This window comes from Glycomyces tritici, from assembly GCF_030403505.1.
Genome location: NZ_JAUEMJ010000015.1, coordinates 46,316 through 71,591 on the forward strand (window position 1 = coordinate 46,316; position 25,276 = coordinate 71,591).

Sequence of the window (25,276 nt, forward strand, 5' to 3'; positions counted from 1 at the left end):
CACTGTGGATGGTGACACTGCGGACGGCGGCACGGTCGAGGCCGGTGCTCTTGGAAGCGGCGCTCGTGAAGGCGGCACTCTTGGAAGCAGCACCCTTGGAAGCGGCACTCTTGAAAGCGGCACTGTGAAGGCGCACCAGGGAGGCCGCCCGGTGGTGGTGGCATGGCTGGACTGCTCGGCGGGCGCGAGCGGCGACATGTTCCTCGGTGCGCTGGTCGACGCCGGGGTGGACCTGGCGGTGATGCAGGCGGCCGTGGACGCGCTCGGTACCGAGCCGATCCGCTTGCGCGCCAATCGGGTGACGCGGCACGGGCTGGTCGGCACGAAGGTCGACGTCGAGGCCCCGGAGGTCGCGACGGACCGGCGCTGGCGGTCGATCCGGGCGATGCTCGAAGGCGCGACGCTGGAGGAGTCGGCCCGGAAGCTGGCGTTGGGGGCGTTCGCGCGGCTGGCGGCGGCCGAGGCCGCCGCGCACGGGATCGACGAGGAGGACGTGCACTTCCACGAGGTGGGCGCGCTCGACTCGATCGCGGACATATTGGGTGCGGCGGCCGGGTTGGCGGCCTTGGGCATCGAGCGGTTGACCGCTTCGACGGTGACCGTGGGCGGCGGTACGACGCGCGGTTCGCACGGGTCGATCCCGCTGCCCGCCCCGGCGGTGCTGCGGGTGCTGGCGGACGCGGCGGCGCCGGTCGTCGGGGGCGTCCCGTATGAGGCGTGCACGCCGACGGGCGCGGCGATCATCGCCGCCGCGGCTTCGGGATACGGGTCGATGCCGGAGATGGTGGTCGAGCGGATCGGCGTGGGCGCGGGCGGTCGCGACCCGCAGGAGCGCGCGAACCTGCTGCGGCTCGTCATCGGCCGCGAGGTCGCTGCTCCGCGCAGAACCGGTACCGCCCATGTGCATCGCGCCGGCACCGGCGGGCACGACCATCACGGTCACGTTGCCGACCACAGCCACAGCCACAGCCATGACACGACCGGTGCCCGCGTAGGCGAAGACGCTGCACCCGCCCACGATGGCGCGATGCACGGGGACGCGCCCCTGGCAGCGCACCACGACCATGGGCACGAGTCCCCGGCAGCGCATCACGGTCATGGGCACGAGTCCCCAGCAGCGCACCACGGCCATGGACACAGCGGCCCGGCTCATGAGCACGCATCGCCTGCGGAGCCGGAGCACCAGGGCGTTCCCGCGACACCGGCGGCGAAGCCCGTCGTCATCGAGACCAATGTGGATGACCTCGATCCGCGGCTGTGGCCCGCCGCCCTCGCGGCGCTGCTGGCCGCCGGGGCCTCGGACGCCTGGCTGACGCCGATCCTCATGAAGAAGGGCCGTCCGGCGCACACGGTCCACGTGCTGTGCCGCCCCGAGACGATCGACGCGGTGCGGTCGGCGCTGGTCCGGCACACCACCACGATCGGGATGCGCTCCTACGAGATCGAGAAGTACGCGCTCGAACGCCGGTACACGCACGTCGAGGTCGACGGCCACGCGATCGGGGTGAAGCTCGCGCTGGAGCACGGCGAGGTCGTGAACGCCTCGGTCGAGTACGAGGACGCGGCCGCCGCGGCCGCCGCTTTGGCGCGTCCGCTCAAAGTGGTGATCGCGCAGGCCACTGCGCTTGCGGCCGAAGCGTATCGACCGGACCCCGGCGCTGAGGGCTTACCGATATCCTGCCCGCATGATCGATTTCGAGAACGGTTCGGTATTCAAGCTCCAGCTCACCGACGACCCCGGCTTCAGCGATGAAGTCCAGCCCCTGCTGGCCGACGGCGAAGCGGTCGCCCTGGTCTTCGAAGGCGTGCGCGACTTCGTGGTCTTCACGAACAAGCGAGTCATCGCCGTGAACGTGCAGGGCATCACCGGCCGCAAGAAGGACTACGCTTCCCTGCCCTACAACAAGATCCAGGCGTACTCGGTGGAGACCGACGGACTGATGGACAACGACGGCGAGCTCGACCTGTGGTTCAGCGGCCTCGGCAAGGTGCGCTTCGAGTTCAAGGAGAACGTGGACCTGCCCGCGATCGCCAAGCACATCGCGAACTGCACGCTCTGATGATCGACTTCGCGAACGGCTCGCTCTTCAAGCTCCAGCAGGTGGACCCGGCGGGCATCGCCGCCGAACTGCAGCCCCTGCTCGTGCCCGGCGAGCACCTGGTCTCGGCGTTCAGGGGCGTGCGCGACTCCGTCGTCTTCACCGACAAGCGGGTCATCGCCGTCAACGTGCAGGGCATCACCGGCAAGAAGCGCGACTACACCTCGCTCCCCTACAGCAAGATCCAGGCGTTCTCGGTGGAGACTGCCGGGACGCTCGACCTCGACGCCGAACTGGACCTGTGGTTCAGCGGCCTCGGCAAGGTCCGGTTCGAGTTCAAGGGCCGGGCCGACGTGCGGAACCTCGCCAACCTCATCGGCATGTACGTCCTCTGAGGAGGGTGCGGCGCCGGGCCGGTTCACGTGGTGCCTACGGAGACCGGTCCGGCGCCGCTCTCGTCCCCGGGCCCTGGCGGGCCCGGAGCGGCTCAGTGCCCGCCGTGCGAGGACGCGGACGCGCTGGGCGGGACGGTGCCGATCGCCTCGTCCTCGGCGAGGACCACGAACTGGCCCATCATCCCCGAGTCCTCGTGGGCGAGGATGTGGCAGTGGAACATGTACGGCAGGTTCGGGTCCGTGTAGTCCGCGAAGCGCATCGCGAGCCGGTACTTGACCTGCGGCAGCAGCTGGACGGTGTCCTTCCACCCGCGCAGGTGCGGCGGCGGCTCCCGGCCGTCGACGGTGAGCACCTGGTACTGGACGTCGTGGACGTGGAAGTTGTGCATGAAGCCGTCCGCGTTCTCGACCTCCCAGACCTCGACGGTGCCTTCGCGGACGCCGAAGTCGATGCGCATGGGGTCCATGGACTCGCCGTTGATCTGGTTGAAGCCCGAGAGCGAGAACGAGCGCTCGGCGGCGACCTCGGCGTCGTCCAGATCCGGTGCGGTGCCCATGGCCTCGGGGATCTCGGTGGTGTCGGCGAGGGTGCCGGCGGCCCGGAACTCGCAGATGTCGAGCTGGTCGTCGCCGCCGTTGAAGCGCCCGAGCGGGCCCTCGTAGCCCTCGTCGGCCGGGTTGGAGCGGAGCGCGACGGTCTCTCCGGGTTCGAAGGCGACCACGATCTCGGCGCGCTCGCCTGGTGAGAGCTGGAGGCTCCTGGTCTCCCAGGCGGTCGGGAGGAGGCCGCCGTCGGTGGCGATGAGCGCGAACGGCCGGTCGTCGCCGAACCCGAAGTTGTACAGGCGCGAGACGGAGCCGTTGAGCAGGCGCAGGCGCACGAGGCGGGTGGTGACGTCGAAGTAGGGGCCGATGGTGCCGTTGACCATGATCTCGTCGCCGAGGACGCCCTGCATGCTCATGAACGAGGACTTGTCGTCGAACTGGTTGTCGCCGTTGAACTTGCGGTCCTGGACGATCATGGGCACGTCGTCCACGCCGTACTCGGAGGGCAGGTTCAGGCTCGTCGACTCGTCGTCGTCGACGATGAACATCCCGGCGAGGCCCCGGTAGACGTGGGCGCCGGTGCGGCCGTGGGGGTGCGGGTGGTACCAGAGGGTCGCGGCGGGCTGGTTCATCGTCCACTGAGGAGTCCAGATGCCGTCCGGTTCGACCTCCTGGTGGGGCCCGCCGTCCATGACGGCGGGCAGGTGCATGCCGTGCCAGTGGATCGAGGTGCCCTCGTCGAGGCCGTTGTGCACGGCGAAGGCGACCTCTTCGCCGCGCTTGGCACGGATGGTGGGGCCGAGGAAGGGGCCGTTGACGCCCCAGGTCTCGGTCTCGCGGCCGTCCTTGAAGGCCACGGTGCCGGCCTGGATCTCGAGGTTGAAGACCCGTGCGCCCGAGGCGTCCCGGGTCGACTCGGCGAGCGGGGGGACGGCCAGCGGGGTGTCGAAGTCGACCTTGCCGACGGTCTCGAGCTTGGACTTGTTCCAGAAGTACCCGAGGGTCCCGGCCCCGCCGAGCACGACCGCCCCGACCCCGCCCCCTACGCCGATGAGGGTCCACTTCAGTGCTTTACGCCGCTTCATGGCTGCAATGTTCGTGCGGCGGCTTGCGCGTTACATCGGGCAGAGGAAGGCAATCCGCGTACCACTCGGGGACTACGCCGGGCCGCAGCGTCAACCTCCGGTAGCGGTGCGGGGCGAGCGGCGCTCGCTTCCGTTCCCTCTTTCGCATGAACCCGCCGACCGGCATCAATCCGGTTTGACCAGAAATGACCGCTGCTGTTCGAACCGCGCGGCCCCGCCTGCACACCTGGCCGTCGCACCCGCCTGGGAGCCTGGCCTTTTCACTGGTAGTGGTGAAGGTGGGATCGGGTGGGTACCCGGGGCCGCCCGTATGCGCGCGGCGCGCCTGTGCACCCGCGAGCGCACGGCACGAAGGTCTCCAGACGAATCGGGTTGCAGCAGCGGCGAAACCGGGCGCGACCCGGCGCGGTCAGTCCTCGGTGAGGAAGCCGCGCAGATGCGCGGCGTTCACCGCCGCGGCGCGGCCGGCGACTTCGAGCTTCGCCATCGCCCGCGAGAGGTGCACGCTCACGGTCTTCTCCGAGATGAACAGCTCCGCGCCGATCTGGCGGTTCGTGAGCCCGCGCGCCACCTGCCGCAGCACCGCGAGCTCCCGCGGCGTCAACGGCGTCGTCGTCGGCACCGCCGCGTCCAGGCCCGCCCGCGCCGCGAGCGCGCACAGCTCCTGTACCAGCGGGGTAGCGCCCAGTCGCAGCGCGGTCGCCTTCGCCTCGGTGAGCACCGCGAGGGCCTCCGCCCGCGCCTCGGCTCCCGGCACCGCCAGCAGCGCCTCCACGAGCCGCCAGTGCGCCAGCGCCTGCCGGTACGGCTCGGCCCAGGTCCGGTCCTCCGGCGCCGCGCCATCGGCCCCGGCCTCGAACAGCGCCAGGGCTTCCGACGCCACCGGGTCGCGGAGCGCGAGCTCCAGCCGCGCCTGCTCGTCCAGGTTCACCGCGAAGCCGACCGCGTCCTCAGCGGGCTTCGGCTGCGCGGCAACCGACCCCTCCTCGGCCGCGGCGTTGCGGTAGTCGAACGCGGCTGCGGCCGTGCGCCACAGGGCCGGGTCGCCGTCGCCGTAGAGGCGGGACTCCTCCGCGTCGAGCTGCGCGATCCACGCCAGGCCCTCGGGGCCGAGCGTGCCGGAGAGCGGGCGGCCGTGCTCGTTGAAGAACCGGGCCCGCTCGGCCAGGCGCTCCCCCGCCGAGACGGCGGACTTCGCGCCGGTCGCGTCGCCCTCGCGGCGCAGCCGCTGGGCGAGGTCAGCGGCGGCGCCCACGCCGGCCGCGCACACCGAGACGCCCGCCAGGTAGTAGCCGCGCATGCGGGTCATCCGCTCGGTCGCGCGCTCCGCGCGGCGCACCGCGTCCTCGGGGCGGGCGCGCCAGCGGTCGAGTTCGACGCCGCACAGCGCCGCCAGCGCGAGCACCTGCCCGTCGAGCTGCCAGCGGTCGGCGAGGTAGTCGAGGCGCCGGTCGGCAACGTCGAAGCGGCCGCGTGCGACGTCGACGAGGAGCACTGCGGCGGCGAGGCGGGTGAGGACGACGCCGGGCAGGACGCTGGAGGCCATCTCGCCGTTCACGTCGACCTCGTCCCAGCGGCCGATCATGTAGTTGGAGATGACCTGGCGCACCGCGGTCTCGAGGCCGTAGCCGCTCCACTTGTCGCCGGTGCTGCGGGCGAGGTCCATGCCGCGGTTGAAGTGGGTGAGGGCCTCGGCGATGCGGGCGGCCTCGACCATGACGAGGCCGTTGTTGAAGTGGGCGCGCAGTTCGACCTCGTGCCAGCATTTGCCGAGCACGAGCGCGCGGGCCTCGTCGTTGCGGACGATGGTCTCGGCGAGGGTCTGGCCGCCGCGGCGGAACGCGCCGATGCTGTGGGTGAGGATCGCGTCGGCCTTGGCGGCGAGGTGGCCCTCTTCGTCGTCGGTGGTGCCGGCCGCGGTGACCGCGTCGGCGGTGGCGATGGCGCGGAGGCACCATTCGGCAGCCTCGTCGTACTTGCGGCTGTGGTAGACGGTGCGCGCGACCACGGCCTGGGCCCAGGCCTTGATGGTGTGCGGTTCATCGTCTTTGACCAGTTGCCATGCCTCCCAGGCGACCCGGTGGGCCTCCTGTTCGCCGCCTTCGATGGAGAGGAGGTGCTTGGCGTACTTGCGGCGGGTGTAGGCGCCTTGGAGCCGGTCGCCGGAGGCGTCGGCGAGGCGCACTGCGGCGGCCGAGTACGACTGGGCGCGTTTGATCTCGCCGGAGGCTTCGGCGTTGGAGGCGGCGCGGACGGTGAGGCGCAGTTCGGTGAGGCCCTCGGGCCGCTTCTCGGCGGGGACCTTGCCGAAGAGGGTGAGCGCCCGCTCGAGGTGGAGGAGGGCTTCGGCGGGGGCGGCGAGTTCGACGGCCTCGTCTGCGGCACGCACGGATGCGGCGAGGGCGCAGGGGAGGTCGCCGGATTCGTGGGCGTGGTGGGCGAGTTCGGCCTCGGCGCCCTTGCCGTTGTCCTCGGCGAGCGCTTCGGCGATCTTCCGGTGGTAGCGGATGCGTTCGCCTGGAAGGAGGTCGGTGTAGACGGCCTCGCCGAGGAGGGCGTGGCGGAACGCGTACGTGTCCGCGCTCTTCTGGACGATGATGCCGTGCGAGATGGCGGCGCGCAGGGCCTGGTCGAGTTCGCGTTCGGCGCGCAGACCGGTCTCGTCGAGCATGGACCAGGCGGCGGCGTTGAGGCGCCGGTAGGTGAAGCGCCGGCCCAGGACGGAGGCGAGCTGCACGACCTGCTTGGCCGCTTCGGGGAGGCGTTCGAGCCGGGCGAGGAGCACTTCGGCGAGTTCGAAGGTGACGGTGTGGGTCTCGGCGGCGGCGAGCTCTTCGGCGAGGAACGCGTTGCCCTCGGAGGCGGCGGCGATCTTGGAGACGGTCGCTTCGTCGAGCCCGGTGTTGAGTTCGCGCACGAAGTCGGCGGCGTCCTGGGCGTCGAACGGGTCGAGGTGGAGGCGCTGCACGGCGGGGAGGCGCACGAGTTCGGCGAGGAGGGGCCGGAGGGGGTGGCCGCGGTGGACGGCGTCGGCGCGGTAGGTGCCGAGGATGAGGACGCGCTGCCCGGTGAGGCGGGAGGTGAGGAAGGCGAGGAGGTCGCGGCTGGAGCGGTCGGCCCAGTGGAGGTCTTCGAGGGTGAGGACGAGGGGCTGCGCGGCGGAGAGGTCGGCGAGGGCGGCGTGGAAGGCCTCGAAGAGGCCGAGGCGGCCGAGGTCGCCTTCGGCGGGGGTGGGGTGGCCGGGGAGGAGAGGGCTGAGGCCGGGGTGGTTCGCGGCGAGGTCGGGGTTGTCGCGCGCGAGGGCGCCGACGATCTCGGCGAAGGGGAGGTAGGGGAGGGCGGAGTCGGCGGTGTCGAGGCAGTGGCCGGTGACGGTGAGGACACCGTCACCGGCGTTGTCGGTGAATTCGTGGAGGAGCCGGGTCTTCCCGACCCCCGCGTCGCCTGAGACGAGGACCGTCGCCGGGCGCCCGCCGCGGGCGGCGTCGAGCGTCTCGCGGAGCGAGGCGAGTTCGGCGTCGCGGGCGAACAGGGGGAGGTCGGAACCCAGGCGCGGCATGTCAGCAATCATGACACGGGCCTACGACGTTCCGCGCCTGTCATTTCGCTGGCTGCACGCGGGCGGAGCCCCGTCCTCCGGTGGATTCGGCGGGCCGCTCGCCGCGGCCGAGGGCCTTGGCGACGCGGGCCGCGAGGCCCTGGTGGCGGACGTGGTGGCCGCCGCGGCGGGTGGCCTTGGCGGCGTTGACGAGCTCGCGGGCCTGGCGTTCGTTCCGGGCCTGCTTCATGAGCTCCTCGGAGCGGGAGTAGTGGAGGTAGTTGAGTTCGAAGTCGTTCATCTGGTTTCCTTCGGTGTCGTCGGCCGGGTTTTCCGGCCTGACACCAATGCTCCGGCTGAGGCCGGGTCGGGGGCATCAGGCGTCCGCGTCGGGCGGGCCCTTACCCGCCTTAGTTTCGGGCCTGATGCCCCCTCAGTCCCTTACTTTCGGCTGAGGGGCCTTACCCGGGACAGCCGCGAGGGCCACCAGACGGCCCGGCCGAGGTCGAAGGTGAGGGCCGGGACCAGGAGGGACCGGACGATGACCGTGTCGAGGAGCACCCCGAAGGCGACGACGAACGCGATCTGCGCGAGGAACAGGATCGGGAGGACCGCGAGCGCCGAGAACGTGGCCGCGAGCACCACTCCGGCCGAGGTGATGACCCCGCCGGTGGCGACCAGGCCCCGCAGGGTCCCGGCGCGGGTGCCCAGCCGCGCCGACTCCTCGCGGACCCGGGTCATCAGGAAGATGTTGTAGTCGATGCCCAGGGCCACCAGGAACACGAAGCCGAACAGGACCACGGTGGGGTCGGCGCCGGGGAACCCGAAGAGGTGGTTGAAGACCAGTGCGGAGACGCCCATCGTGGCGCCGAAGGAGAGCACGACGGTGGCGGTGAGCAGCAGCGGCGCGAGGATCGACCGCAGCAGGAGCATGAGCACGCCGAGGATGACGGCGAGCACGATCGGGATGATGACGGCCCGGTCCCTTTCGGAGGTCTCGAGGGTGTCGAGCTGGATCGCGGTGGGGCCGCCGACCTTCGCGTCGGCGCCGTCCACGGCGTGCACCGCGTCGCGCAGGCGCTCCACAGTGCTCATGGCGGCGTCGCTGTCGGGCGCGTCCTCCAGCACGGCGTCGATCTCCACGAGCCCTTCGGCTTCCACCACCTGCCCGGAGGCGTCGGTCTTCGGGGCGACCTCGGCGACACCGTCCACTTCGGCGGCGGCGAGGACCGCGTCGAGCGCGTCGGCGTTCGCGATGATCACCGCGGGCGCGCCGGAGCCGCCCGGGAAGTGCTCGGCGAGGACCTCCTGGCCGGCGACGGAGTCGACGTCGGTGAGGAACACGTCGGTCTGGGCGGTGCCGTCCGCCTTGAGCTGCAGCATGAACGCGGCCGCGATGACCAGGCCCGCGGCGGTGGTCGTCCACACGACGCGGGGCCGGCGGGCGACGAGCCCGGCGACCGAGGACCACAGGCGGGACCGGCGCGCGCCCTTCCCGGCCGCGGCGCGGCGCGGCCAGAACGCGGCCCGCCCGAACAGCGCGAGCACCGCCGGGAGGAACGTCACCGCGGCCAGGAACGCCGCGCCGATCCCGATGGCGGCCACCGGACCCAGGCCCCGGTTCGACTCCAGCCGGCTGAACAGCAGGCACAGCACGCCGAGGATCACGGTCCCCGCCGAGGCGGCGATCGGTTCGATCGTGGCGCGCAGGGCCTTGCGGACCGCGGCGAAGCGGTCGGCGCCCGCGATGAGCTCCTCGCGGAAGCGGGCCACCAGCAGCAGCGCGTAATCGGTGGCCGCGCCGAACACGAGAATGAAGAGGATGCCCTGGCTCTGCCCGTTGAGGTCGATCGCGCCCGCGTCGGCGAGGAGGTAGACGGCGGCGCTGGCGGCGGCGAGCGCGAACCCGCACGAGAGCAGGACCAGGACCGGCAGGAGCGGGGAGCGGTAGACGAGCACGAGGATGACGGCGACGACGGCGGCGGCCACGAGCAGGAGCAGGCCGTCGACGCCGGCGAAGGCTTCGCCGAGGTCGGCGCCGAGCGCGGCCTGGCCGGTGACGAGCACTTCGAGGCCCTCGGGGCGGTCGGCTTCGAGGAGGGTGCGGATCTCCTCGACCGCGGCGGCGTCGTCCTCGGCGTCGATGAGGACGATGAGCTGCACGGCTTCGGGCGGGGTCTCGGCGGAGGGCTGCGGGGGGATCGGCGGCCCGGCGTTGAACTCGAGGCCGGCCAGGTCCGCGGCGGCCGTCTCGAGGTAGGCGAGGTCGGCTTCGGTGAGGCCGCCGGGGCGTTCGGCGACGACGATCGCGGGTGTCGCGTCGGTCTCGTCGAAGGCGGCCCGCAACTCGTTGACCTCGGTCGATTCGGCGGTGGAGGGCAGGAACGAGGAGCCGTCGTTGGAGGCGACCTCGCTGAGCTTCCCGGCGAACGGGCCTGCGAAGGCGCCGATGGCGAGCCAGGCGAGGGCCAGCAGTGCGGGTATCAGCCAGCGCAGCCGGGGTACGGGTCGGTCGGGGGCCATGAATGGGTCTCCTCGCGTTCTCGGGTGATTCCACATCAGGATAGTTCGATGATCGAAGTATTAAACGGAGGCGTGGCCGGGATCATGGGGGATGATGGGTCGCATGACCGATACCGGCGACGAGCAGGAGCTCACCGACCTCGACCTCACCCGTCTGCTCCAGACGCTCACGGTCGAGTCCGACCGGTACGCCGAGCGGTTCGGCGCGCACCACGGCCTGCATCGCACCGACGTGAACGCGCTCGCGCTCATCCTCGCCGCCGCCCGCCGCGGCGACCCCATGTCCCCCACGGCCCTCGCCCGCGAACTGCGGCTGAGCCCTTCGGCGACGACCGCGCTCATCGACCGGCTCGAGGCCCTCGGACACGTCGAGCGCACCCGCCCGGCCGGGGACCGCCGCCGCGTCGCCCTCGAGGTGCCCGAGGCGGCCCTTGAGGAGGGCCGGCGCATGTTCGTGCCGCTCGCGGCCGCGTTCGCGTCGGCGTGGGCGGGCTTCGACGCGGCCGAGCGGGAGGTCGTGGCGCGCTTCCTGGACGTGAGCACGGAGGCGATGCGCGAGGTCGGCGCCGAATGGGGTCACGACGGCCCCCAGCGCCGCCGGTAGTCCCCGTCGGGGTCGTACCGCTCGGCCTGCCGGGCGTGGTTAAACCCGCGGTTCGGCCGGGTGTCGTTGCCGGTGCCCGCCGTCCACTGCCAGTTCCCCCAGTTGTTCGCCTCGTCGAGGTCGACGAGGTGGCGGGCGAACCAGGCGGCCCCGTCGCGCCAGTCCAGGCCGAGGGTCTTGACGAGGTACCCGGCGCAGATCAGCCGCGCCCGGTTCGGCATCCAGCCCTCGGTGAGGAGCTGACGCATCCCGGCGTCGACGATGTCGACCCCGGTGCCCGCGGCCTGCCAGGCGGCGAGGGTGGTCAGGTCGGCCTCCCACTCGTCGCGGGCGCCGCGCCGGTAGGGGGTGTCGGTGAGCGCGGGGAACGCGTGCAGCACTTGGCGGTGGAAGTCGCGCCAGCACAGCTGCCTGACGAACGGTTCGGGCACGCGCGGGTCGGTCGCGAACGTCCTCGCGGAGAGGCAGCCGAGGGCCAGGTGGGCGCTGAGCCGGGAGGTGCGGTCGGCGGCGAGCTCGTCGCGCCGGTCGCCGTAGTCGCCCGCGCCCAGGGCCCACTCGTCGAGCCGGGCGAGGGCCGCGCGCTCGCCCCCCGCGGGCAGGTCGGGCGCGGTCCCTTCGGGTTCGGGCAGGTCATCGCTGCTCGGGAAGTCCTGGGGGACGCGCAGCCGGTCGGGTTCGGGGGCTTCGTCGCGCCACCGCGTCTGCGACCAGGCGCGCCAGTACGGGGTGAAGACCTTGTAGTGGTCGCCGCCGCCGCTGGGCAGGAGCCTGCCGGGCTCGACCACGGAGGGCCCGGCGGTCACGGTGAACGCGACCCGTTCGCGCGCGCAGGCCGCGGCGAGGCGTTCGCGCAGCCCGGTCTCGAAGCGGCCCACGTCGCCGCCGCACACGACCGCGTCGGCCCCGGTCGCGGCGCGCACCTGCATCACCTGGTCGACCGTGGCGCCGCGGCGCACGGCCAGGTCGCCGCCGAGCGCGCGGAGGGCGCAGCGCAGGTCCGCGAGCGCGTCGAGCAGGAAGCGGCGGCGGTTCGGGTTGGCGGCCCGTGCCGGGTCGTCCACGTAGAGCGGCACGACCCGGTCGGCGCGGGCGGCTTCGGCCAGCGCCGGATTGTCGTGGACGCGCAGGTCACTGGTGAACAGCAGGAGGGCGGTGGCGGGCATGGCGGCTCCCAACGTTCCAGGGGCCGTCCATTGCGGACGACCCCCGGGAGCGTATCGGTCAGGGCATCAGGACCGTGTCGATGAGGTACACGGTCGCGTTGGCGGTCTGCACGTTCCCGCAGACCACGGCCGCCTGGTCGTTGACGGTGAAGTCCTCGCCGGAGCCGGTCACCGTGAGCGTTTCACCCTGAAGGGTGGTGTGCTCGCCGGCCAGGTCCTCGGGAGCGAGCTCGCCCGCGACGACATGGTAGGTGAGGATGCCGGTCAGCATCTCCTGATCGGCGAGGACGGCTTGCAGGTCGGCCTCGGGGATCGCGGCGAACGCACTGTTGACCGGCGCGAACACGGTGATGTCCTCGGCCGAGTTGAGCGTGTCGACCAGATCCGCCTCGGTCACGGCAGTGACCAGTGTGGACAGCTCCGGGTTGTTGCCGGCGGCGGTGGCGACGGGGTCGTCGGCCATGCCGGCGAAACTGCCCTCGCCGTCCGCCGGGACTGCCGAACACGCCGCGCCGAACTCGCCCGCGGCCATCTCCGCGGTGGTCTCCTCCTCGACCATGGTCTCCGCAGCGGAGGTGGTCTCATCGGCGGCGTCGTCACTGCCTCCATCGGAGCAGGCGGACATGGTGATCGCGAATCCGGCGGCGGCGGCCAGGGCTCCGGCGCGGGTCAGGAGTCGAGTGTTCATGGGACTTGCCTTTCTTGTCGGATGCCGGGGGCGGTCGCCCGCGGCGGTCGTTCGGTCTATGCGGCGGTGACGACGACTGAGTGCCAGCCGGTCGCGCCGTCGGGGAAGGGCGTGACCCGGTCCGCGGTCTGCGTGTCGCCCTCGGTGTCGGTGGCGCGGACCTCCAACTTGTGGCGCCCGGGTCCGGCGTCCCACTCCCACAGCCACTGGCGCCACGTGTCGGGGCCGATGACGGGGGCCAGCTCGGCGTCGGCCCAGGGGCCTTCGTCGACGCGGACCTCGACCCGCTCGATGCCGCGGTGCTGCGCCCACGCGACGCCGGCGACGGCGGTGCGGCCCGCGGCAATGGTCTTGAGCGGCTTGGGGGTGTCGATGCGCGAGAACGTCTTGACCGGCGCCTCGGCGGCCCAGTCCCGGCGGACCCAGTACGGGTCGAAATCGGCGAACGAGGCGAGCTCGATCTCCACGAGCCACTTGGTCGCCGACACGTACCCGTACAGGCCGGGGACGATCATGCGCACGGGGAACCCGTGCTCGATCGGCAGCGGCTCACCGTTCATGCCGACCGCGAGGAGCGCGTCGCGCCCGTCGGTGCAGGCGCTGTGGGGGGTCCCGGCGGTCCAGCCGTCGTGCGAGCGCCCGACCACCTGGTCGGCGCCCGGCTGGACGCCGGCCTCCTCGAGCAGCTCGGCCAGGGGGACGCCGAGCCAGCGGGCGTTCCCGGCCAGGGTGCCGCCGACCTCGTTGGAGACGCACGAGATCGTGATCTCCCGTTCCACGAGGTCGCGGTCGAGCAGGTCGCGGTAGCCGAACTCGAGCGGCCGGTCGACGCGCCCGGTGACGCGCAGGACGTAGTCGTCGGGGAGGACCCGCGGGAGCACCAGGGCGGTGTCGACGCGGTAGAACTCGGCGTTCGGCGTCAGGTAGGGGGTGAGGCCCTCGACGTCGAGGCCTTCGCCGGCCGGGCCGGCGTCGACCGGGTCCGGCAGCCGGACGGCGCCGCGGGCGGTCTCGACTTCCCCCGTCCCGCCCAGGCGCCATCCGGCCGCCCCCACCACGCCCGCCCCCGCAAGGGCGAGCAGGACCCCTCTGCGGTCGACGACGCGTCCGGGCGCACCGGCGGCCTGCGGGCGGCGGTAGAGCAGCCCCAGGACGAGCGCGCCGGCGGCGGCGCCGGCCAGGGAGGGCAGGGCCCAGGCGACGGTGGCCGCGGGCCGGGAGAGGGCGGCAGCCGCTCCCGCCGCGCCGAGCAGCGCCAGGGCCGTGCAGCCGACCGCGATCCGGCGGCGTGCGAGCACGCCGACCAGGGCCGCGGCGGCCGCGAGTGCGAGTCCGATCCCGATGAACAGCACGAGCTTGTCGTGGAACCCGAACGCGCGGATCGCGAAGGCCTTCACGGGTTCGGGCACGGCGTCGACCATGACCGCGCCCACGGCGGCGACCGGCGCACTGCCGGGGGCCACCGCGGCGGCGGTCAGCTGCGCCGCGGCCAGGGCGGACCCGGCGCAGGCGAGGCCCGCGAGGGCTGCGATCGGTCTGCCGTTCATGCCCCTGATTCGGGGCCGGGACGCGAGCGGATGGGTCCGGGACCAAACTCTTTCGGAACAATGCCGTGAACAGGCATGAAACACGGCGAGGGCCGGGTCCCCCACCGGACCCGGCCCTCGCTCTTCCCCAGGCGCCTACGCGGGCAGTGCCACGTCGGCGACCATCGGCAGGGTCGGGGTCGCAGACCCGCCCGCCGGCTCTTCGGTGACACCGATGACGTCGGTGTCGCCCAGACCTTCGATCCACATCGTCGCCGAGGAGTCCCCGGCGTCCATGACGCCCGCCGACTCCTGGCCGGCCTCGTCCACCAGCCACACCTGGTAGGAGTGGTCGTCGTCGACGGGGGCGAGGCCGGAGACGACCACGACCGCCTCGTCCAGCGACTCCGACGCCACCACGGTGACGCGCCCGCCGCCCTCGGCCTCTCGGACGGCGACCTCGGCGTCGGGTGCCTCCAGGACCGCGGTCATGCGGTCGGCGGTCGGCGGCTCCTGTGGTCGCATCACGGTCCAGGTCGCGAAGACGCCCGCGAAGGCCGCGACGGCGGCGAGCGCGGCGGCGCCCACGGCGAGCCGCAGTCTGGGGAGGCGCAGTCGGCGGACGCGCCGGGCGGGCCGCGGCGCGGCCTCCGGCTCGCTGACGAGCGGGGCCTCCTGCCGGGTCCGGCGCACCTCCGCGAGGACGCGTTCGCGAAGAGCCGCAGGCGGTTCGGCCAGCGTCACGTCGGAGAGGCGCCACACCGCCTCGCGCAGCTCGCCGGCCTCCTGGGCGCACGATACGCATTCGGTCAGGTGCTCCTCGACCTGGCGGCGCTCGTCCGCGTCGACCGCGTCGAGGGCCCAGGCGCCGATGAGGGTGTGGACGTCGGTGCTCATCGGGCCACCTCCAGGCAGTCGCGCAGCTTCGCGAGGCCGTCGCGGATCCGCGTCTTCACGGTGGGGACGGCGGCTTCGAGCAGGGTCGCGACCTGCCGGTACGTGTGGCCGCCGTAGTAGGCGAGGGTGACGGCCTGCCGCTGGAGCTCGGTGAGGGTCTTCAGGCAGCGGCGCACCTGGCGGTGCTCCAGGCGGCTCGCGGCGGACTCGGCGACCATGTCGTACTCGGGTTCGGTGCTGCTCGCGGCGGCCCGGCGCTCGCGCTCCCCGGCGGTCTGCGCGGACCGCACCCGGTCGACGGCGCGGCGGTGGGCGATCGTGGTGATCCAGGCGCCCGCCGAACCGCGGCGCTCGTCGAACCGGGTGGCGGTGCGCCACACCTCGACCAGGACCTCCTGCGCGACCTCCTCGGCCTGGGCCGGGTCGCGCAGGACCCGCACGCACAGGCCGTAGACGCGCGGCGCCATCAGGTCGTAGAGCGCCGCGAAGGCCGCGTCCTCGCCGAGGGCGGTGCGGTGCAGGAGCGCCTCCGGGGTCGTGTCCCCGGCGTCTGACACGGCGGTCAGCCGCGGTTCTCGCCGGGGCGCGGGCCCGGCACCGGTGTCGAACATCCTCACGCTCCCGCGGTCGACTTGGGTGGTCGCTTGAGGTTCGGAGCCGGAGGGGGCCCGGATTGGTCCGCGCCGCGGATTTCTCGCGCCGCGGTCAGGCGCGGGGCGGCTCCACCTCGACCTGCGCCTTGACGACGCCGACGGGGCAGGAGAGGCCGTTGGGCCCGTGGTTGCAGTAGCCGTTCGGATTGTGGTGCAGGTACTGCTGGTGGTAGTCCTCGGCGAGCCAGTACGGCCCGGCCGGGAGGATCGCGGTGGTGATCGGGCCGAGCCCGGCGGCGCGGACGATCGGCTCGAACACGTCCTTGCTCGCCTCGGCGGCGGCCTGCTGCTCGGGCGTGGTGGTGTACAGGACCGAGCGGTACTGGGTGCCCACGTCGTTGCCCTGCCGCATGCCCTGCGTCGGGTCGTGGTTCTCCCAGAAGACCTTGAGGAGCTGCTCGTAGGCGACCGCGCCGGGCTCCCAGACGACCTTCACGACCTCGGCGTGGCCGGTCAGGCCGGTGCAGACCTCCTCGTAGGAGGGCCGCTCGCTGCTGCCGCCCATGTAGCCCACGGAGGTCGTCCAGACGCCGGGGACGCGCCAGAAGAGGCGTTCGGCGCCCCAGAAGCAGCCCATGCCGAAGTACGCGGTCTCGGCGCCGGGGCCCGGGGAGCCTTCGATGGGGTGCTGCAGGATCGGGTGCGTCGTGGTCATCCGGCAAGTCTGTCACGCGCGAATAACGATCGCCAGCGGTCGGCGCGGGACGTTAACGTATGCGCATGGTTGCAAAAATAGGACAAGTCACGTTCGACTGCCAGGACGGTTACGCCCTCTCGAAGTTCTGGGAGCAGGTCACCGGCTACACCGAGAGCCCCGAGTACCCGAACGCCCCCGAGGACGAGGAGAACTTCATCGGCCCCGACGGCGGGCACCCCGGGCTCCTCTTCATCAACGTCCCCGACGGCCCCAAGCGCGTCAAGAACCGCCTCCACTTCGACCTCGTGCCCGAGACGACCCGCGACGAGGAGGTCGAGCGGCTCCTGGGCCTCGGCGCGACCCTCCACGAGGACCACCGCAAGGAGGACGGCACGGGCTGGGTGACGATGCTCGACCCCGAGGGCAACGAGTTCTGCGTCGAGCGCTCCGAAGCCGAACGCGGCCGGCACTAAGGGCACCGCAGCCGCCCACTCCACTCCTGACCGGCCCGGCAACGGCGACGCCGCGGGCGCCCGTCGCGATGACGGGCGCCCGCGGCGCGAAGTCTGACGGGTCTGTCCCGCTATGCCTGCCGAGGGGCGGGGTCTTACTTCTCGGCCACGGCGTCCATCTCGCCGTCGCCGTCGGCGTCCACCACGGCGGCGTCGTACTTGCCGTCGCCGTCGTTGTCCAGCAGCACATGGTCGATGACGCCGTCGCCGTCGACGTCCACGGCCTTCATGTCCGCGGTGCCGTCGCCGTCCACGTCCACGTGGTACTCGACCGAGCCGTCCTCGTTGCGCCGCACGCCGACCGTCTCGTCGACGCCGTCACCGGTGATGTCCATCTTGTGTACTTCGTCGAAGCCCATGAGGCGCCCCTTAACTGAAGTCGGAAAGTGTTGTCTGCACGATAGCGTGCCTATCCATAGGCAGTGGTACTCGCGTCGGTTAGCGTAGGGACATGCATGAGGGTCACGGGTTTTCCACACGAGCCATCCACGCCGGGCAGGAGCCCGACCCGCTCACCGGCGCGGTCGTCCCGCCCATCTACGCGACCTCGACCTACAAGCAGGACGGCGTCGGGGGCCTGCGCGGCGGCTACGAGTACTCCCGATCGGGCAACCCGACCCGCACCGCGCTCGAGACCTGCCTGGCCTCCATCGAAGGCGGCACCCGCGGCTTCGCGTTCGCGTCCGGCCTCGCCGCCGAGGACACCATCCTGAGGGCCCTCCTCGCGCCCGGCGACCACGTCGTCATCCCCGACGACGCCTACGGCGGCACGTTCCGCCTCTTCGACAAGGTCGCCAAGCGCTGGGGCGTGGAGTACACCGCCGCCCCCATCACCGACGTCGACGCCGTCGCCTCGGCCATGAACGCGCGCACCAAGATGGTGTGGATCGAGACGCCCACCAACCCGCTGCTCAACATCGCCGACATCGAGCAGCTCGCCGACCTGGCGCACCGCGCCGGCGCGCTCGTCGTCGTCGACAACACCTTCGCCAGCCCTTACCTGCAGCAGCCGCTCGCGCTCGGCGCCGACCTCGTCGTGCACTCCACGACCAAGTACATCGGCGGGCACTCCGACGTCGTCGGCGGCGCGATCGTCGTGCAGGACGGCGCGATCGCCGACGCCATCGCGTTCCACCACAACTCGATGGGCGGCGTCGCCGGGCCCTTCGACGCGTTCCTCACCCTGCGCGGCATCAAGACCCTCGGGGTGCGCATGGACCGCCACTGCGACAACGCCGAAGCCCTCGCCGAGTTCCTCGCCGGGCACGCCAAGGTCGCCGAGGTCCGCTACCCCGGGCTCTCCACGCACCCCGGGCACGACGTGGCGGGCAAGCAGATGAAGCGCTACGGCGGCATGATCTCCTTCCGCCACAAGGACGGCGAGCAGGCCGCGGTCGACCTCTGCTCCCGCACTGAGGTGTTCACGCTCGGCGAATCGCTCGGCGGCGTCGAATCCCTCATCGAGCACCCCGGGCGCATGACCCACGCCTCGGCCGCCGGCAGCGCCCTCGAGGTCCCCGCGGACCTCGTGCGCCTGTCCGTCGGCATCGAGGACGCCGACGACCTCCTGGCCGACCTGCGCCAGGCCCTGGGATAGACGGACCGGCACCACCGAACATCCCCCGCGAGAAAGAAGGACGTGCAGTGAGCTGGTCGGGAACCACCGCGCAGCAGATAGCCAAGGCAGTCCGGCGCGGCGACGCCGACGCCGCGATCGTCGTCGACCACCACCTCCGCCGCATCGAGGACCACCGCGAGGCCGAAGGCGCCCTCACCAGCGTCCGCAAGATCGAATCACTCGCCGAGGCCGCGGCCGTCGACGAGATCGACAACCGCGACTCCCTGCCCGCCGCAGGGGTGCCCGTGGCCGTGTGCGAGCAGCTCGCCGTCACCGGGCACGCCCCCAGGCTCGGCTCCAACGCCGCCGTCCTCCCGATCGCCGACACCGACCACCAAGCGGTGCAGCGCATCCGCGGGGCCGGCGCCGTCATCGTCGCCTTCGGCCGCTCCTCCGAGCTCGGGCTCTGGCCCGCCACCGACGACGACGGGAACGTCCCGGCCAACCCGTGGCGTCCCGACCGCGGCATCGGCGGGCCCAGCGGCGGCACCGCACTCGCCGTCGCCACCGGCGCCGCGCCCATCGGCATCGGCCTCGACGGCCCCGGCTCGGCCGGCGGGGTGCGCACCGCCGCCGCCGCGTGCGGCATCGTCGCCTACAGCCCCGAGCACGTGCCCGCCGACATCAACACCGACCCCGAGCACTGGCTCGGCGCCCACACCGGGGTCATGGCCACCACCGTCGAGGACGCCGCCCTCGCCTACGCGGCCCTCACCCACCGCCACCCGCGCTCCACCGGCGACCCCGGGCGGCTGCGGATCGCGGCCACCAACGTCGCCCCGCTCCTGGCCCGCGTCGACGACGACGCCACGAAATGGCTGCTCAAGGCCGTGCGCTCCCTCACCGACCTGGGCCACGACACGTTCCGCGCGAAGCCCCGCTTCGGCGCCCGCCTGACCCCGGCCTCCTCGGGGGCCTGGACCTGCGCGGCGTACCTGCGCAGCCTCAAGTGCGGCCCTGACGGCCTGCAGCGGCGCACCAAGCGGCTCGTGTCCGTGGGCGAGAGGACCTACCTGCGGGGCCTCTTCGGCGGCGTCCTGGGCGACGGCAACCGCGTCCGCCGCCACCTCGAGGACTGGTTCGACCTCGAGGACTACGACCTGCTCATCACCCCGGGCCTGCCCGCGGCGCCCCCGGCGGCCAAGGAGTGGTCCACGGAGACCCTGCGCGCCAACGTGACCCACCTCGCCAGCGCGGCCGCGTTCACCGCCCCGTTCGGCCTCGCCGGCCTCCCGGCCCTGGTCGTCCCGGTCGGCATGCGAAGCGACGGCGCCCCGGCCACCGTGCAGCTCGTCGGCCCGCCCGGCTCCACCGGGCGCCTCTTCGACGTCGCGGCCCAACTCGTCGCCAAACTCCGACCGCGCCGCTACGCGCCCGGCCTCAGCTGGGACTGACGACGACAGAGGGGCCCCTCGCGCCGAGCGCGAGGGGCCTTTTCCACGCCCTGAACCTGCCAGACCAGCCCCGTTCCATGGCATGGAAGCCCGCCCGACCAGCCCCGCAAACCCCCAGCTCACCAACGTGACCGCCATCTCCAGCCCCTCCCTGGGGCGCCCCCCGAACACTGTGTAAACTAGTGCCGGTTCCAAGGTCTAGGCCTCTGGAACGCCAATCAAGGGGCTTTGGCGCAGTTGGTAGCGCGTTTCCATGGCATGGAAAAGGTCAGGGGTTCGAATCCCCTAAGCTCCACAGACGGAGAACACGAGCGGCCATCGACACGATGGCCGCTCGTTCGTTTCTGGTGTGTCGCTCTGGGACGCCCACTAGCGTCATCTCAATCCGGTCGATCCGGAGCGATCGTCTCAGTCGCTCGGGCAGTGCGGGTGTCCTCGCAGGTGAGCCGACCAGCATTCTCGGACCCGATCATCGTCCGGGGTCCAGGGCTCGACGAATGCAAGCATGATGCCGGCCGCGAACTCCGGGGTGCCCAGGAGTTCGCGGCCGGCATCCCCTAGCGGTAACGGTAGGCGTGAATGATCTCCTGGGTGACGCTGTTGCCCTTGCCGTCGTCGGCGGTGACCCGCAGCGAGACGTATCCCGCGCCCTTCGGGTGGAACACGGCGGCGCTGAGGTCGCAGACCGCGACCGCCTTCCAGGTCTCGCCGTCGTCGAAGGACACCTCGAGTTCGAGGTCGACGTCCTCGACCGGTCCGTTCTGGGTCTCCACCCGCAGGTCGATCGCGGTCCGGCGGTCGTCTGCGGCGTTGGCCTCGTCGAGTCCTTCCGGGGTGAACTTGACGGCCATCAACGGCAGTGCGGTGACGTCCTCGGTGTGCGCCGAGGCGAATTCCCAAGTCGCTCGTACCTCTGTGGACAGTTCGGCGTAGGTGCCTCGGTCGGCCTCGGTCTCGAGGCGGAAGTCGGCCGCCTCGGCGGGGACGTCGAAGAACCCTCCGCCCTCGTCCTCGGTCTCCCCGACGAGCTCGCCGTCCGCGTACAGAGCGGTGCGGGAAGCGTCCGTTACCGACCTACCCCAGCGTCCGGGGTGCGCATCGGCGAAGAGCGGCACGTTCACGCCGATCTGGTCTTCGAACCGCTCGGCGAAGGCCAGATCCCGGTCCGCGGGCAGGCCGGGGCCGATCACCGCCGCATCCCAAGCCTCCGCGTAGGTCTGACCGGCCTCGTAATCCGACCAGGAGCCCAGAACGAAGTACTGGGGCCATGCTTCCCCCTCGGGCACATCGAGTTTGGCCTCGAAGTAGTCCGACCGCCACTGCCCCTCGGGCAGGACGGACAAGAACTCGGTCCGGTTCACGGGGCCTGATGCGAGCGGCATCGTCGCATAGAGGTTCCAGCCGCCGGGCAGCGACACGATCCAGCTCTTGAGCCGGATCTCGTCGGCGACCGTGTTCTCGCGGTACTCGGCCTCGACCCGGGCCATGTCCTCGTCGGCGAAATGGCGTTCGAGACCGGCGGGCATCTGGCCGTGTTCGAGGATCACCGGCTGGTACATGACCGGGCTGTCGCTGAAATCGCCTGCGGCGTCGGGGATCCCCCAGGCGCCGTCGATCGCGATCGTCAGCTCGTCCTCCGGCACGGCTTCGCCGATACCGCCCATGTAGAAGTGATCGAGCGAGCCGAGCGTGACGCCCATGCCGGCCACACCGTCGGCCCAGGTGCGCGCGTACTGCTCCGAGACGCTGACGGGCACGACGTCGTCATTGTCGAAGCCGATGTCGAGCTGCCCGGCCTCCCTGGCGTCCAAGGAGACGGCCGTGTCGTCGGTGATCTCCAGCAGCGGCTGGATCATGTGCGCGCCGCCTTCGCCGAACCTGAAGGTGGCGTCGACGTGGTAGTTCCCGGGCGGCACACGCAGGGTCGCCGGTGCGCCGTCCTCGAACGCGAAGCGCTCGACGACGCCGGTGTTCAGGTCGAGCAGCGCGCCGCTGCCGAAATCAACGGCCTCGCCCTCCCTGCCGAACGCCTCGACCGTGAGGTCGTACCGTTCCGGTTCCTTATCGACCGCAACAGGAGTGGTCACCTCGGCGCCGTCGCCGGTGGCGGTCAGGTAGGCGCTGTAGCGGCCGTCAGACGCCTCCACTGTGGTGTCCACGGTCAGCCCGACCGCAGCTTCGCCTCCCGGCGGAACGGTCACGCTGGTGCGGTCCAGGGAGAACAGGCCCTCTGGCGCGGCGGATCCGTCGGGGCCGCGAACGTTCAGGCCCAATGCCAGGGTGACGGCCGCATCCCCGGTGTTGTGGTAGGTCACCGTCTCGGTGGCTGGCGCGTCGTCCTCGTGCGGCCACTCCATGAGGCCGAAGGACACGCTCGCGGGGGACGTGTGGACCCGCTGGTCGAGCGCTTGCGCGGCGTCGACCCGTCCGGCCCCCTGCTCGAACGCACTGTAGGCGTCGTTCGGTGCCGCAGAGGCCATGAGCGCGGCCTTGATCTGCTCGCCTGTCCAATCAGGATGCTGCTGGAGCAGGAGCGCGGCGGCCCCGGCCACGTGCGGCGCGGCCATCGAAGTTCCCGACATGGAGGCGTAGTGGTCGTCGATCGGCTCGCCCGCCCAGGTGTCGGCGGCGCGGGCGGCGGTGATGTCGACGCCGGGCGCGGTGAGGTCAGGTTTGAGCCCCGAATCCCAGGCCCTTCCGGTGTTGGAGAACTCGGCCAGTTCGTCCTGGCCGTCGACCGCGCCGACGGTAAGGCTCGCGTCAGCGCTGCCGGGCGAACCGACCGGCTCGCCGTTGCCCTCGTTGCCGGCGGCGACCACGAACAACGTGCCGTACTGCGCGCTGAGGTCGTCCAGTGCCTGCTCGATCGGGTCGAGCTCAGGGGTGTCGGGGCCGCTGAGGCTGAGGTTCACGATGTCGGCGCCGCTTTCAGCGGCCCACTGCATCCCCGCGAGGATGGCCGACTCAGGGCACACGTCGTCGACGCACACCTTGCCGATGAGCAGGTCGGCGTCAGGGGCGACGCCCTTGTAGGACACGCCTCCGACCGTGCCGGACCCGCTGATCGTGGAGGCCACGTGGGTGCCGTGCCCGATCGCGTCCCCGGTGTCGCCCGAATCGGTGAAGTCCCTGGCCTCGACGATATTCGACAGGTCGGGATGCGCGGCGTCGACGCCCGAGTCGAGCACCGCGACGGTGACGCCCGCGCCGGTGAACCCGGCCTCCCATGCCTGCGGTGCGCCGATCTGCGGAACGCTCGCGTCGAGCTGGAGTTCGCGCACACCATCCAGCCACACGCCGGACACCCCTGCCGCGAGGGTGCGGGGCTCGTCGCCGTCGGTGAGCGACTCCCAGGTCTCGGCGGTTTCGGCCTTGGGCACGCTCGCGGTCTCGATGTCGGTGCCCGCCACCGTCTCCGCGGCGATGCCGACGCTGCCGCCGGTGAACAGCAAGGGCACTGCGTCGGTGTGCGCATCGTCGTAGCCGATCGCGAACAGTCCGGCCACGTCGAACAGGCGGCGGTCCAGCAGTCCCTCATCGATGAGGGGCTGGGCGTCGCTCGGGATCACGTACAGGTGGCCCTCATGGGAGAGGGTGTGGAAATCGAGGTCGCCGCGGCCCTCTCCCGGCGTGATCCGGGGCTCGGACCGGGGATTCGCCGGGTCGAAGACGACGCGGTCGCCGGTGATGAGGGTGACCGCGGCGTCCGATTCCGGTTGGGGGCCTTCGGTGGCGAAGGCTCCGGCCTCGGTTGCGGGGGGCTCGGCCGCGGCCGGTTGCGCCACCCCGCCCGCGGCGACGACTGCCAGGAGCACCGCCATCGCGTGAACCGTGGGTCTCGATCTGCTCTTGCGCTCGGTGATCGGCGCGGACATGCGCGCTCCCATCCTGTAGCTGGAACGATGCGCACCCGTGAACAGGTACGTCGTTCATACGCCATCCGCACCATCCCCGTTGGCACGTCTGCGCGCCTACAGTGCCCAGGCATTTCGCCGGTGTTCTGGGGTGCTGGGGCGGGGTCAGCATCTGCGGTGGGGCGGGCGGGTAAGTCGGGAGCTGGTTTGCGTGGCTGTTGAGCTGGGGTGTCGGGTTCAGTAGGCCGTTGCATGCTCCGCCCAACCGGATACGAAGAGAGCGGTCATCATTTCGATGACCGCTTTCTGCTGTTCCAAGGGTGTGCCGGCTCCCTGACGCGGGTTCGCGGGTCGAAGACGGTGTCGGCGAACGGCAGGTGCCGGTGCACGTCCGCCGATTCGTGGCAGTGCGGGTCCAGTGCGTCAGGGGCCCTTAGGGATCCACGGTCATGCGAGACGCGGGGTCGCCCGATCTGCGAGCCGGCGCGGCGTGGTCACCGTCTGGTCCATTGCTGGTTGGCCTGTCCGGCGCCGCAGGTCCACAGAGTGACCTTCGTGCCGTTCCCGGTGCCCCAGCCCGAGGCGTCCAGGCACAGGCCGGACTGCACTCCGGTGATGGTGCCGTCGGCGTTGACGTTCCACTGCTGGTTGGCTTGCCCGTTGCAGTCCCAGATCACCACCGCGGTGCCGTTGCCGGTGCCCTGACCGTAGGCGTCCAGGCACTTGCCTCCGTAGACCACCAACTGCTTGCCGGCGGTGTAGGTCCACTGCTGGTTGGCGCCGCCCCAGCAGTCCCATAGCTGCACGTCGGCGCCATTGGCGGTGGCGACTCCGGTGACCTCGAAGCAGCGACCGGATTGGGCGCCAACGATCTCGGTGCTGTCCGCTGTGCCGATGCTGCCGGGTACCGATTGCAAGGCGGAGTACCAGACCGCGGCCATCTTGTCGTATCCGGCGGCGGTCGGGTGGACGCCGTCGTCCAGGTCGGCGGCGGTCAGGGCGCTGTGCATGTCGACCAGGTGCACGTTCTTGCCGGCGTTCACGTTGCTCTGCACGATGCCGGGGATCGCCGCGTTGAACCTGTTCACCGCCGCGTCCCCCTCGCTCCACCCGAGCGGAGTGATCTGCGCGACGAACACCTCGGCGTTCGGCGCCGTCGTGGTGATGCGGTCGATCAGTGCGGACAGCCGGTTCGGGGCGCCGGAGACGTCGTGGTTCTGCAGGATGTCATTGGTGCCGATGTGCAGCAGCACGGTCTGCGGCCGGTAGGTGTTCAGCCAGCCGACGATGTTCGCGTCGATCTGGTCGATCCGCCAGCCGGGGTGGCCTTCGTGATCGTGGTCGCCGAGACCTGCCGGCCCGTTGAACTGCGACCCGACGAAGTCCGCGGTGTACCCGCCGTTGACGAGGTGCTGCCACAGGCCGATCCGGTATCCGCCCGGCGTGGCCGTGCCCTCGGTGATGGAGTCGCCCAGCGGCATGACCCGAACCCCGCCGTTCGACTCCGCGCTGGCGGTGTCCATCGGCGTCATCATCAGGCCCGCCATGAGACCGAGCGCCACGATCGGTCCGAGCCACCTTGCTCTTGTTCGCATCTCTTG

The 25,276-nt window shown here is 71.7% G+C and carries 20 protein-coding genes and 1 tRNA gene; 8 read left to right on the top strand and 13 right to left on the bottom strand.

Features of this window, described 5'->3' with window-relative positions:
* The first annotated feature begins 4 nt into the window (after positions 1-4).
* From larC to QWI33_RS28340, 3 genes are read left to right on the top strand one after another with little or no spacing between them, the layout of a single operon-like run.
* Positions 5-1,753, top strand: a complete 1,749-nt coding sequence (larC, locus tag QWI33_RS28330; protein ID WP_289960048.1) for a nickel pincer cofactor biosynthesis protein LarC — start codon at positions 5-7, stop codon at positions 1,751-1,753.
* Positions 1,686-2,060, top strand: coding sequence for a PH domain-containing protein (locus QWI33_RS28335; protein ID WP_289960049.1), 375 nt, complete (start codon positions 1,686-1,688; stop codon positions 2,058-2,060). The genes larC and QWI33_RS28335 overlap by 68 nt, the downstream gene beginning before the upstream one ends.
* Positions 2,060-2,434 (top strand): PH domain-containing protein, encoded by a 375-nt coding sequence (locus QWI33_RS28340; protein WP_289960050.1) that lies wholly within the window; start codon positions 2,060-2,062, stop codon positions 2,432-2,434. The genes QWI33_RS28335 and QWI33_RS28340 overlap by 1 nt, the downstream gene beginning before the upstream one ends.
* Positions 2,435-2,526: 92 nt before the next feature.
* On the opposite strand, the gene QWI33_RS28345 is transcribed toward QWI33_RS28340, so the two are convergent.
* From QWI33_RS28345 to QWI33_RS28360, 4 genes are all read right to left on the bottom strand, one after another.
* A complete protein-coding gene (locus QWI33_RS28345; protein ID WP_289960051.1) occupies positions 2,527-4,065 on the bottom strand; it encodes a multicopper oxidase family protein in 1,539 nt (512 codons plus the stop codon).
* A gap of 409 nt (positions 4,066-4,474) precedes the next feature.
* Positions 4,475-7,624 carry a helix-turn-helix transcriptional regulator gene (locus QWI33_RS28350; RefSeq protein WP_289960052.1) on the bottom strand — a complete coding sequence of 1,050 codons (3,150 nt, stop codon included), beginning with the start codon at positions 7,622-7,624 and terminating at the stop codon, positions 4,475-4,477.
* A gap of 40 nt (positions 7,625-7,664) precedes the next feature.
* Positions 7,665-7,904, bottom strand: a complete 240-nt coding sequence (locus tag QWI33_RS28355) for a hypothetical protein (RefSeq protein ID WP_289960053.1) — start codon at positions 7,902-7,904, stop codon at positions 7,665-7,667.
* 140 nt (positions 7,905-8,044) lie between these two features.
* Positions 8,045-10,126 (bottom strand): MMPL family transporter, encoded by a 2,082-nt coding sequence (locus QWI33_RS28360; protein ID WP_289960054.1) that lies wholly within the window; start codon positions 10,124-10,126, stop codon positions 8,045-8,047.
* A 103-nt stretch (positions 10,127-10,229) separates the two neighbouring features.
* Between QWI33_RS28360 and QWI33_RS28365 the strand changes: the two genes are divergently transcribed.
* Positions 10,230-10,730: a MarR family winged helix-turn-helix transcriptional regulator gene (locus QWI33_RS28365; protein ID WP_289960055.1), complete on the top strand. Its 501-nt coding sequence runs from the start codon at positions 10,230-10,232 to the stop codon at positions 10,728-10,730.
* Here QWI33_RS28365 and QWI33_RS28370 read toward each other — a convergent pair.
* From QWI33_RS28370 to msrA, 6 genes are all read right to left on the bottom strand, one after another.
* Positions 10,703-11,896 (bottom strand): cryptochrome/photolyase family protein, encoded by a 1,194-nt coding sequence (locus QWI33_RS28370; protein WP_289960056.1) that lies wholly within the window; start codon positions 11,894-11,896, stop codon positions 10,703-10,705. The genes QWI33_RS28365 and QWI33_RS28370 overlap by 28 nt on opposite strands.
* Positions 11,897-11,954: 58 nt before the next feature.
* Positions 11,955-12,584 (bottom strand): fasciclin domain-containing protein, encoded by a 630-nt coding sequence (locus QWI33_RS28375; RefSeq protein WP_289960057.1) that lies wholly within the window; start codon positions 12,582-12,584, stop codon positions 11,955-11,957.
* Positions 12,585-12,640: 56 nt separating this feature from the next.
* Positions 12,641-14,131 carry a molybdopterin-dependent oxidoreductase gene (locus tag QWI33_RS28380; RefSeq protein ID WP_289960058.1) on the bottom strand — a complete coding sequence of 497 codons (1,491 nt, stop codon included), beginning with the start codon at positions 14,129-14,131 and terminating at the stop codon, positions 12,641-12,643.
* A gap of 135 nt (positions 14,132-14,266) precedes the next feature.
* A complete protein-coding gene (locus QWI33_RS28385; protein WP_289960059.1) occupies positions 14,267-15,007 on the bottom strand; it encodes an anti-sigma factor in 741 nt (246 codons plus the stop codon).
* Positions 15,004-15,618, bottom strand: coding sequence for an ECF RNA polymerase sigma factor SigK (sigK, locus tag QWI33_RS28390; protein ID WP_435367610.1), 615 nt, complete (start codon positions 15,616-15,618; stop codon positions 15,004-15,006). The genes QWI33_RS28385 and sigK overlap by 4 nt, the downstream gene beginning before the upstream one ends.
* Positions 15,619-15,712: 94 nt before the next feature.
* Positions 15,713-16,315: a peptide-methionine (S)-S-oxide reductase MsrA gene (gene msrA / locus QWI33_RS28395; protein WP_289960061.1), complete on the bottom strand. Its 603-nt coding sequence runs from the start codon at positions 16,313-16,315 to the stop codon at positions 15,713-15,715.
* A gap of 65 nt (positions 16,316-16,380) precedes the next feature.
* Here msrA and QWI33_RS28400 point away from each other — a divergent pair, with 65 nt between their 5' ends.
* Entirely contained in the window at positions 16,381-16,770 is a 390-nt protein-coding gene (locus QWI33_RS28400; protein ID WP_289960062.1) for a VOC family protein, read from the top strand.
* Positions 16,771-16,904: 134 nt separating this feature from the next.
* On the opposite strand, the gene QWI33_RS28405 is transcribed toward QWI33_RS28400, so the two are convergent.
* On the bottom strand, positions 16,905-17,168 hold the full coding sequence (locus QWI33_RS28405) for a hypothetical protein (RefSeq protein ID WP_270116486.1): 264 nt from the start codon (positions 17,166-17,168) through the stop codon (positions 16,905-16,907).
* A 92-nt stretch (positions 17,169-17,260) separates the two neighbouring features.
* On the opposite strand from QWI33_RS28405, the gene QWI33_RS28410 reads away from it, so the two are divergent.
* From QWI33_RS28410 to QWI33_RS28420, 3 genes are all read left to right on the top strand, one after another.
* Positions 17,261-18,406 carry a cystathionine gamma-synthase gene (locus QWI33_RS28410; RefSeq protein WP_289960063.1) on the top strand — a complete coding sequence of 382 codons (1,146 nt, stop codon included), beginning with the start codon at positions 17,261-17,263 and terminating at the stop codon, positions 18,404-18,406.
* Between the two features lie 47 nt (positions 18,407-18,453).
* Entirely contained in the window at positions 18,454-19,821 is a 1,368-nt protein-coding gene (locus QWI33_RS28415) for an amidase (RefSeq protein WP_289960064.1), read from the top strand.
* A 222-nt stretch (positions 19,822-20,043) separates the two neighbouring features.
* Positions 20,044-20,116 (top strand) — tRNA-Ala (locus QWI33_RS28420).
* 262 nt (positions 20,117-20,378) lie between these two features.
* On the opposite strand, the gene QWI33_RS28425 is transcribed toward QWI33_RS28420, so the two are convergent.
* Complete coding sequence (locus QWI33_RS28425) at positions 20,379-23,696, bottom strand: S8 family serine peptidase (RefSeq protein ID WP_289959006.1); 3,318 nt, start codon at positions 23,694-23,696, stop codon at positions 20,379-20,381.
* A 473-nt stretch (positions 23,697-24,169) separates the two neighbouring features.
* Positions 24,170-25,270 carry an RICIN domain-containing protein gene (locus QWI33_RS28430; protein WP_289959005.1) on the bottom strand — a complete coding sequence of 367 codons (1,101 nt, stop codon included), beginning with the start codon at positions 25,268-25,270 and terminating at the stop codon, positions 24,170-24,172.
* Between the last annotated feature and the right edge of the window lie 6 nt (positions 25,271-25,276).

Coding starts and splice junctions, on each gene's coding strand:
- QWI33_RS28335 (WP_289960049.1), top strand. CDS start 1,686: ATGATCGATTTCGAGAACGGTTCGGTATTCAAGCTCCAGCTCACCGAC.
- QWI33_RS28340 (WP_289960050.1), top strand. CDS start 2,060: ATGATCGACTTCGCGAACGGCTCGCTCTTCAAGCTCCAGCAGGTGGAC.
- QWI33_RS28345 (WP_289960051.1), bottom strand. CDS start 4,065: ATGAAGCGGCGTAAAGCACTGAAGTGGACCCTCATCGGCGTAGGGGGC.
- QWI33_RS28350 (WP_289960052.1), bottom strand. CDS start 7,624: ATGCCGCGCCTGGGTTCCGACCTCCCCCTGTTCGCCCGCGACGCCGAA.
- QWI33_RS28355 (WP_289960053.1), bottom strand. CDS start 7,904: ATGAACGACTTCGAACTCAACTACCTCCACTACTCCCGCTCCGAGGAG.
- QWI33_RS28360 (WP_289960054.1), bottom strand. CDS start 10,126: ATGGCCCCCGACCGACCCGTACCCCGGCTGCGCTGGCTGATACCCGCA.
- QWI33_RS28365 (WP_289960055.1), top strand. CDS start 10,230: ATGACCGATACCGGCGACGAGCAGGAGCTCACCGACCTCGACCTCACC.
- QWI33_RS28370 (WP_289960056.1), bottom strand. CDS start 11,896: ATGCCCGCCACCGCCCTCCTGCTGTTCACCAGTGACCTGCGCGTCCAC.
- QWI33_RS28375 (WP_289960057.1), bottom strand. CDS start 12,584: ATGAACACTCGACTCCTGACCCGCGCCGGAGCCCTGGCCGCCGCCGCC.
- QWI33_RS28380 (WP_289960058.1), bottom strand. CDS start 14,131: ATGAACGGCAGACCGATCGCAGCCCTCGCGGGCCTCGCCTGCGCCGGG.
- QWI33_RS28385 (WP_289960059.1), bottom strand. CDS start 15,007: ATGAGCACCGACGTCCACACCCTCATCGGCGCCTGGGCCCTCGACGCG.
- sigK (WP_435367610.1), bottom strand. CDS start 15,618: ATGTTCGACACCGGTGCCGGGCCCGCGCCCCGGCGAGAACCGCGGCTG.
- msrA (WP_289960061.1), bottom strand. CDS start 16,315: ATGACCACGACGCACCCGATCCTGCAGCACCCCATCGAAGGCTCCCCG.
- QWI33_RS28400 (WP_289960062.1), top strand. CDS start 16,381: ATGGTTGCAAAAATAGGACAAGTCACGTTCGACTGCCAGGACGGTTAC.
- QWI33_RS28405 (WP_270116486.1), bottom strand. CDS start 17,168: ATGGGCTTCGACGAAGTACACAAGATGGACATCACCGGTGACGGCGTC.
- QWI33_RS28410 (WP_289960063.1), top strand. CDS start 17,261: ATGCATGAGGGTCACGGGTTTTCCACACGAGCCATCCACGCCGGGCAG.
- QWI33_RS28425 (WP_289959006.1), bottom strand. CDS start 23,696: ATGTCCGCGCCGATCACCGAGCGCAAGAGCAGATCGAGACCCACGGTT.
- QWI33_RS28430 (WP_289959005.1), bottom strand. CDS start 25,270: ATGCGAACAAGAGCAAGGTGGCTCGGACCGATCGTGGCGCTCGGTCTC.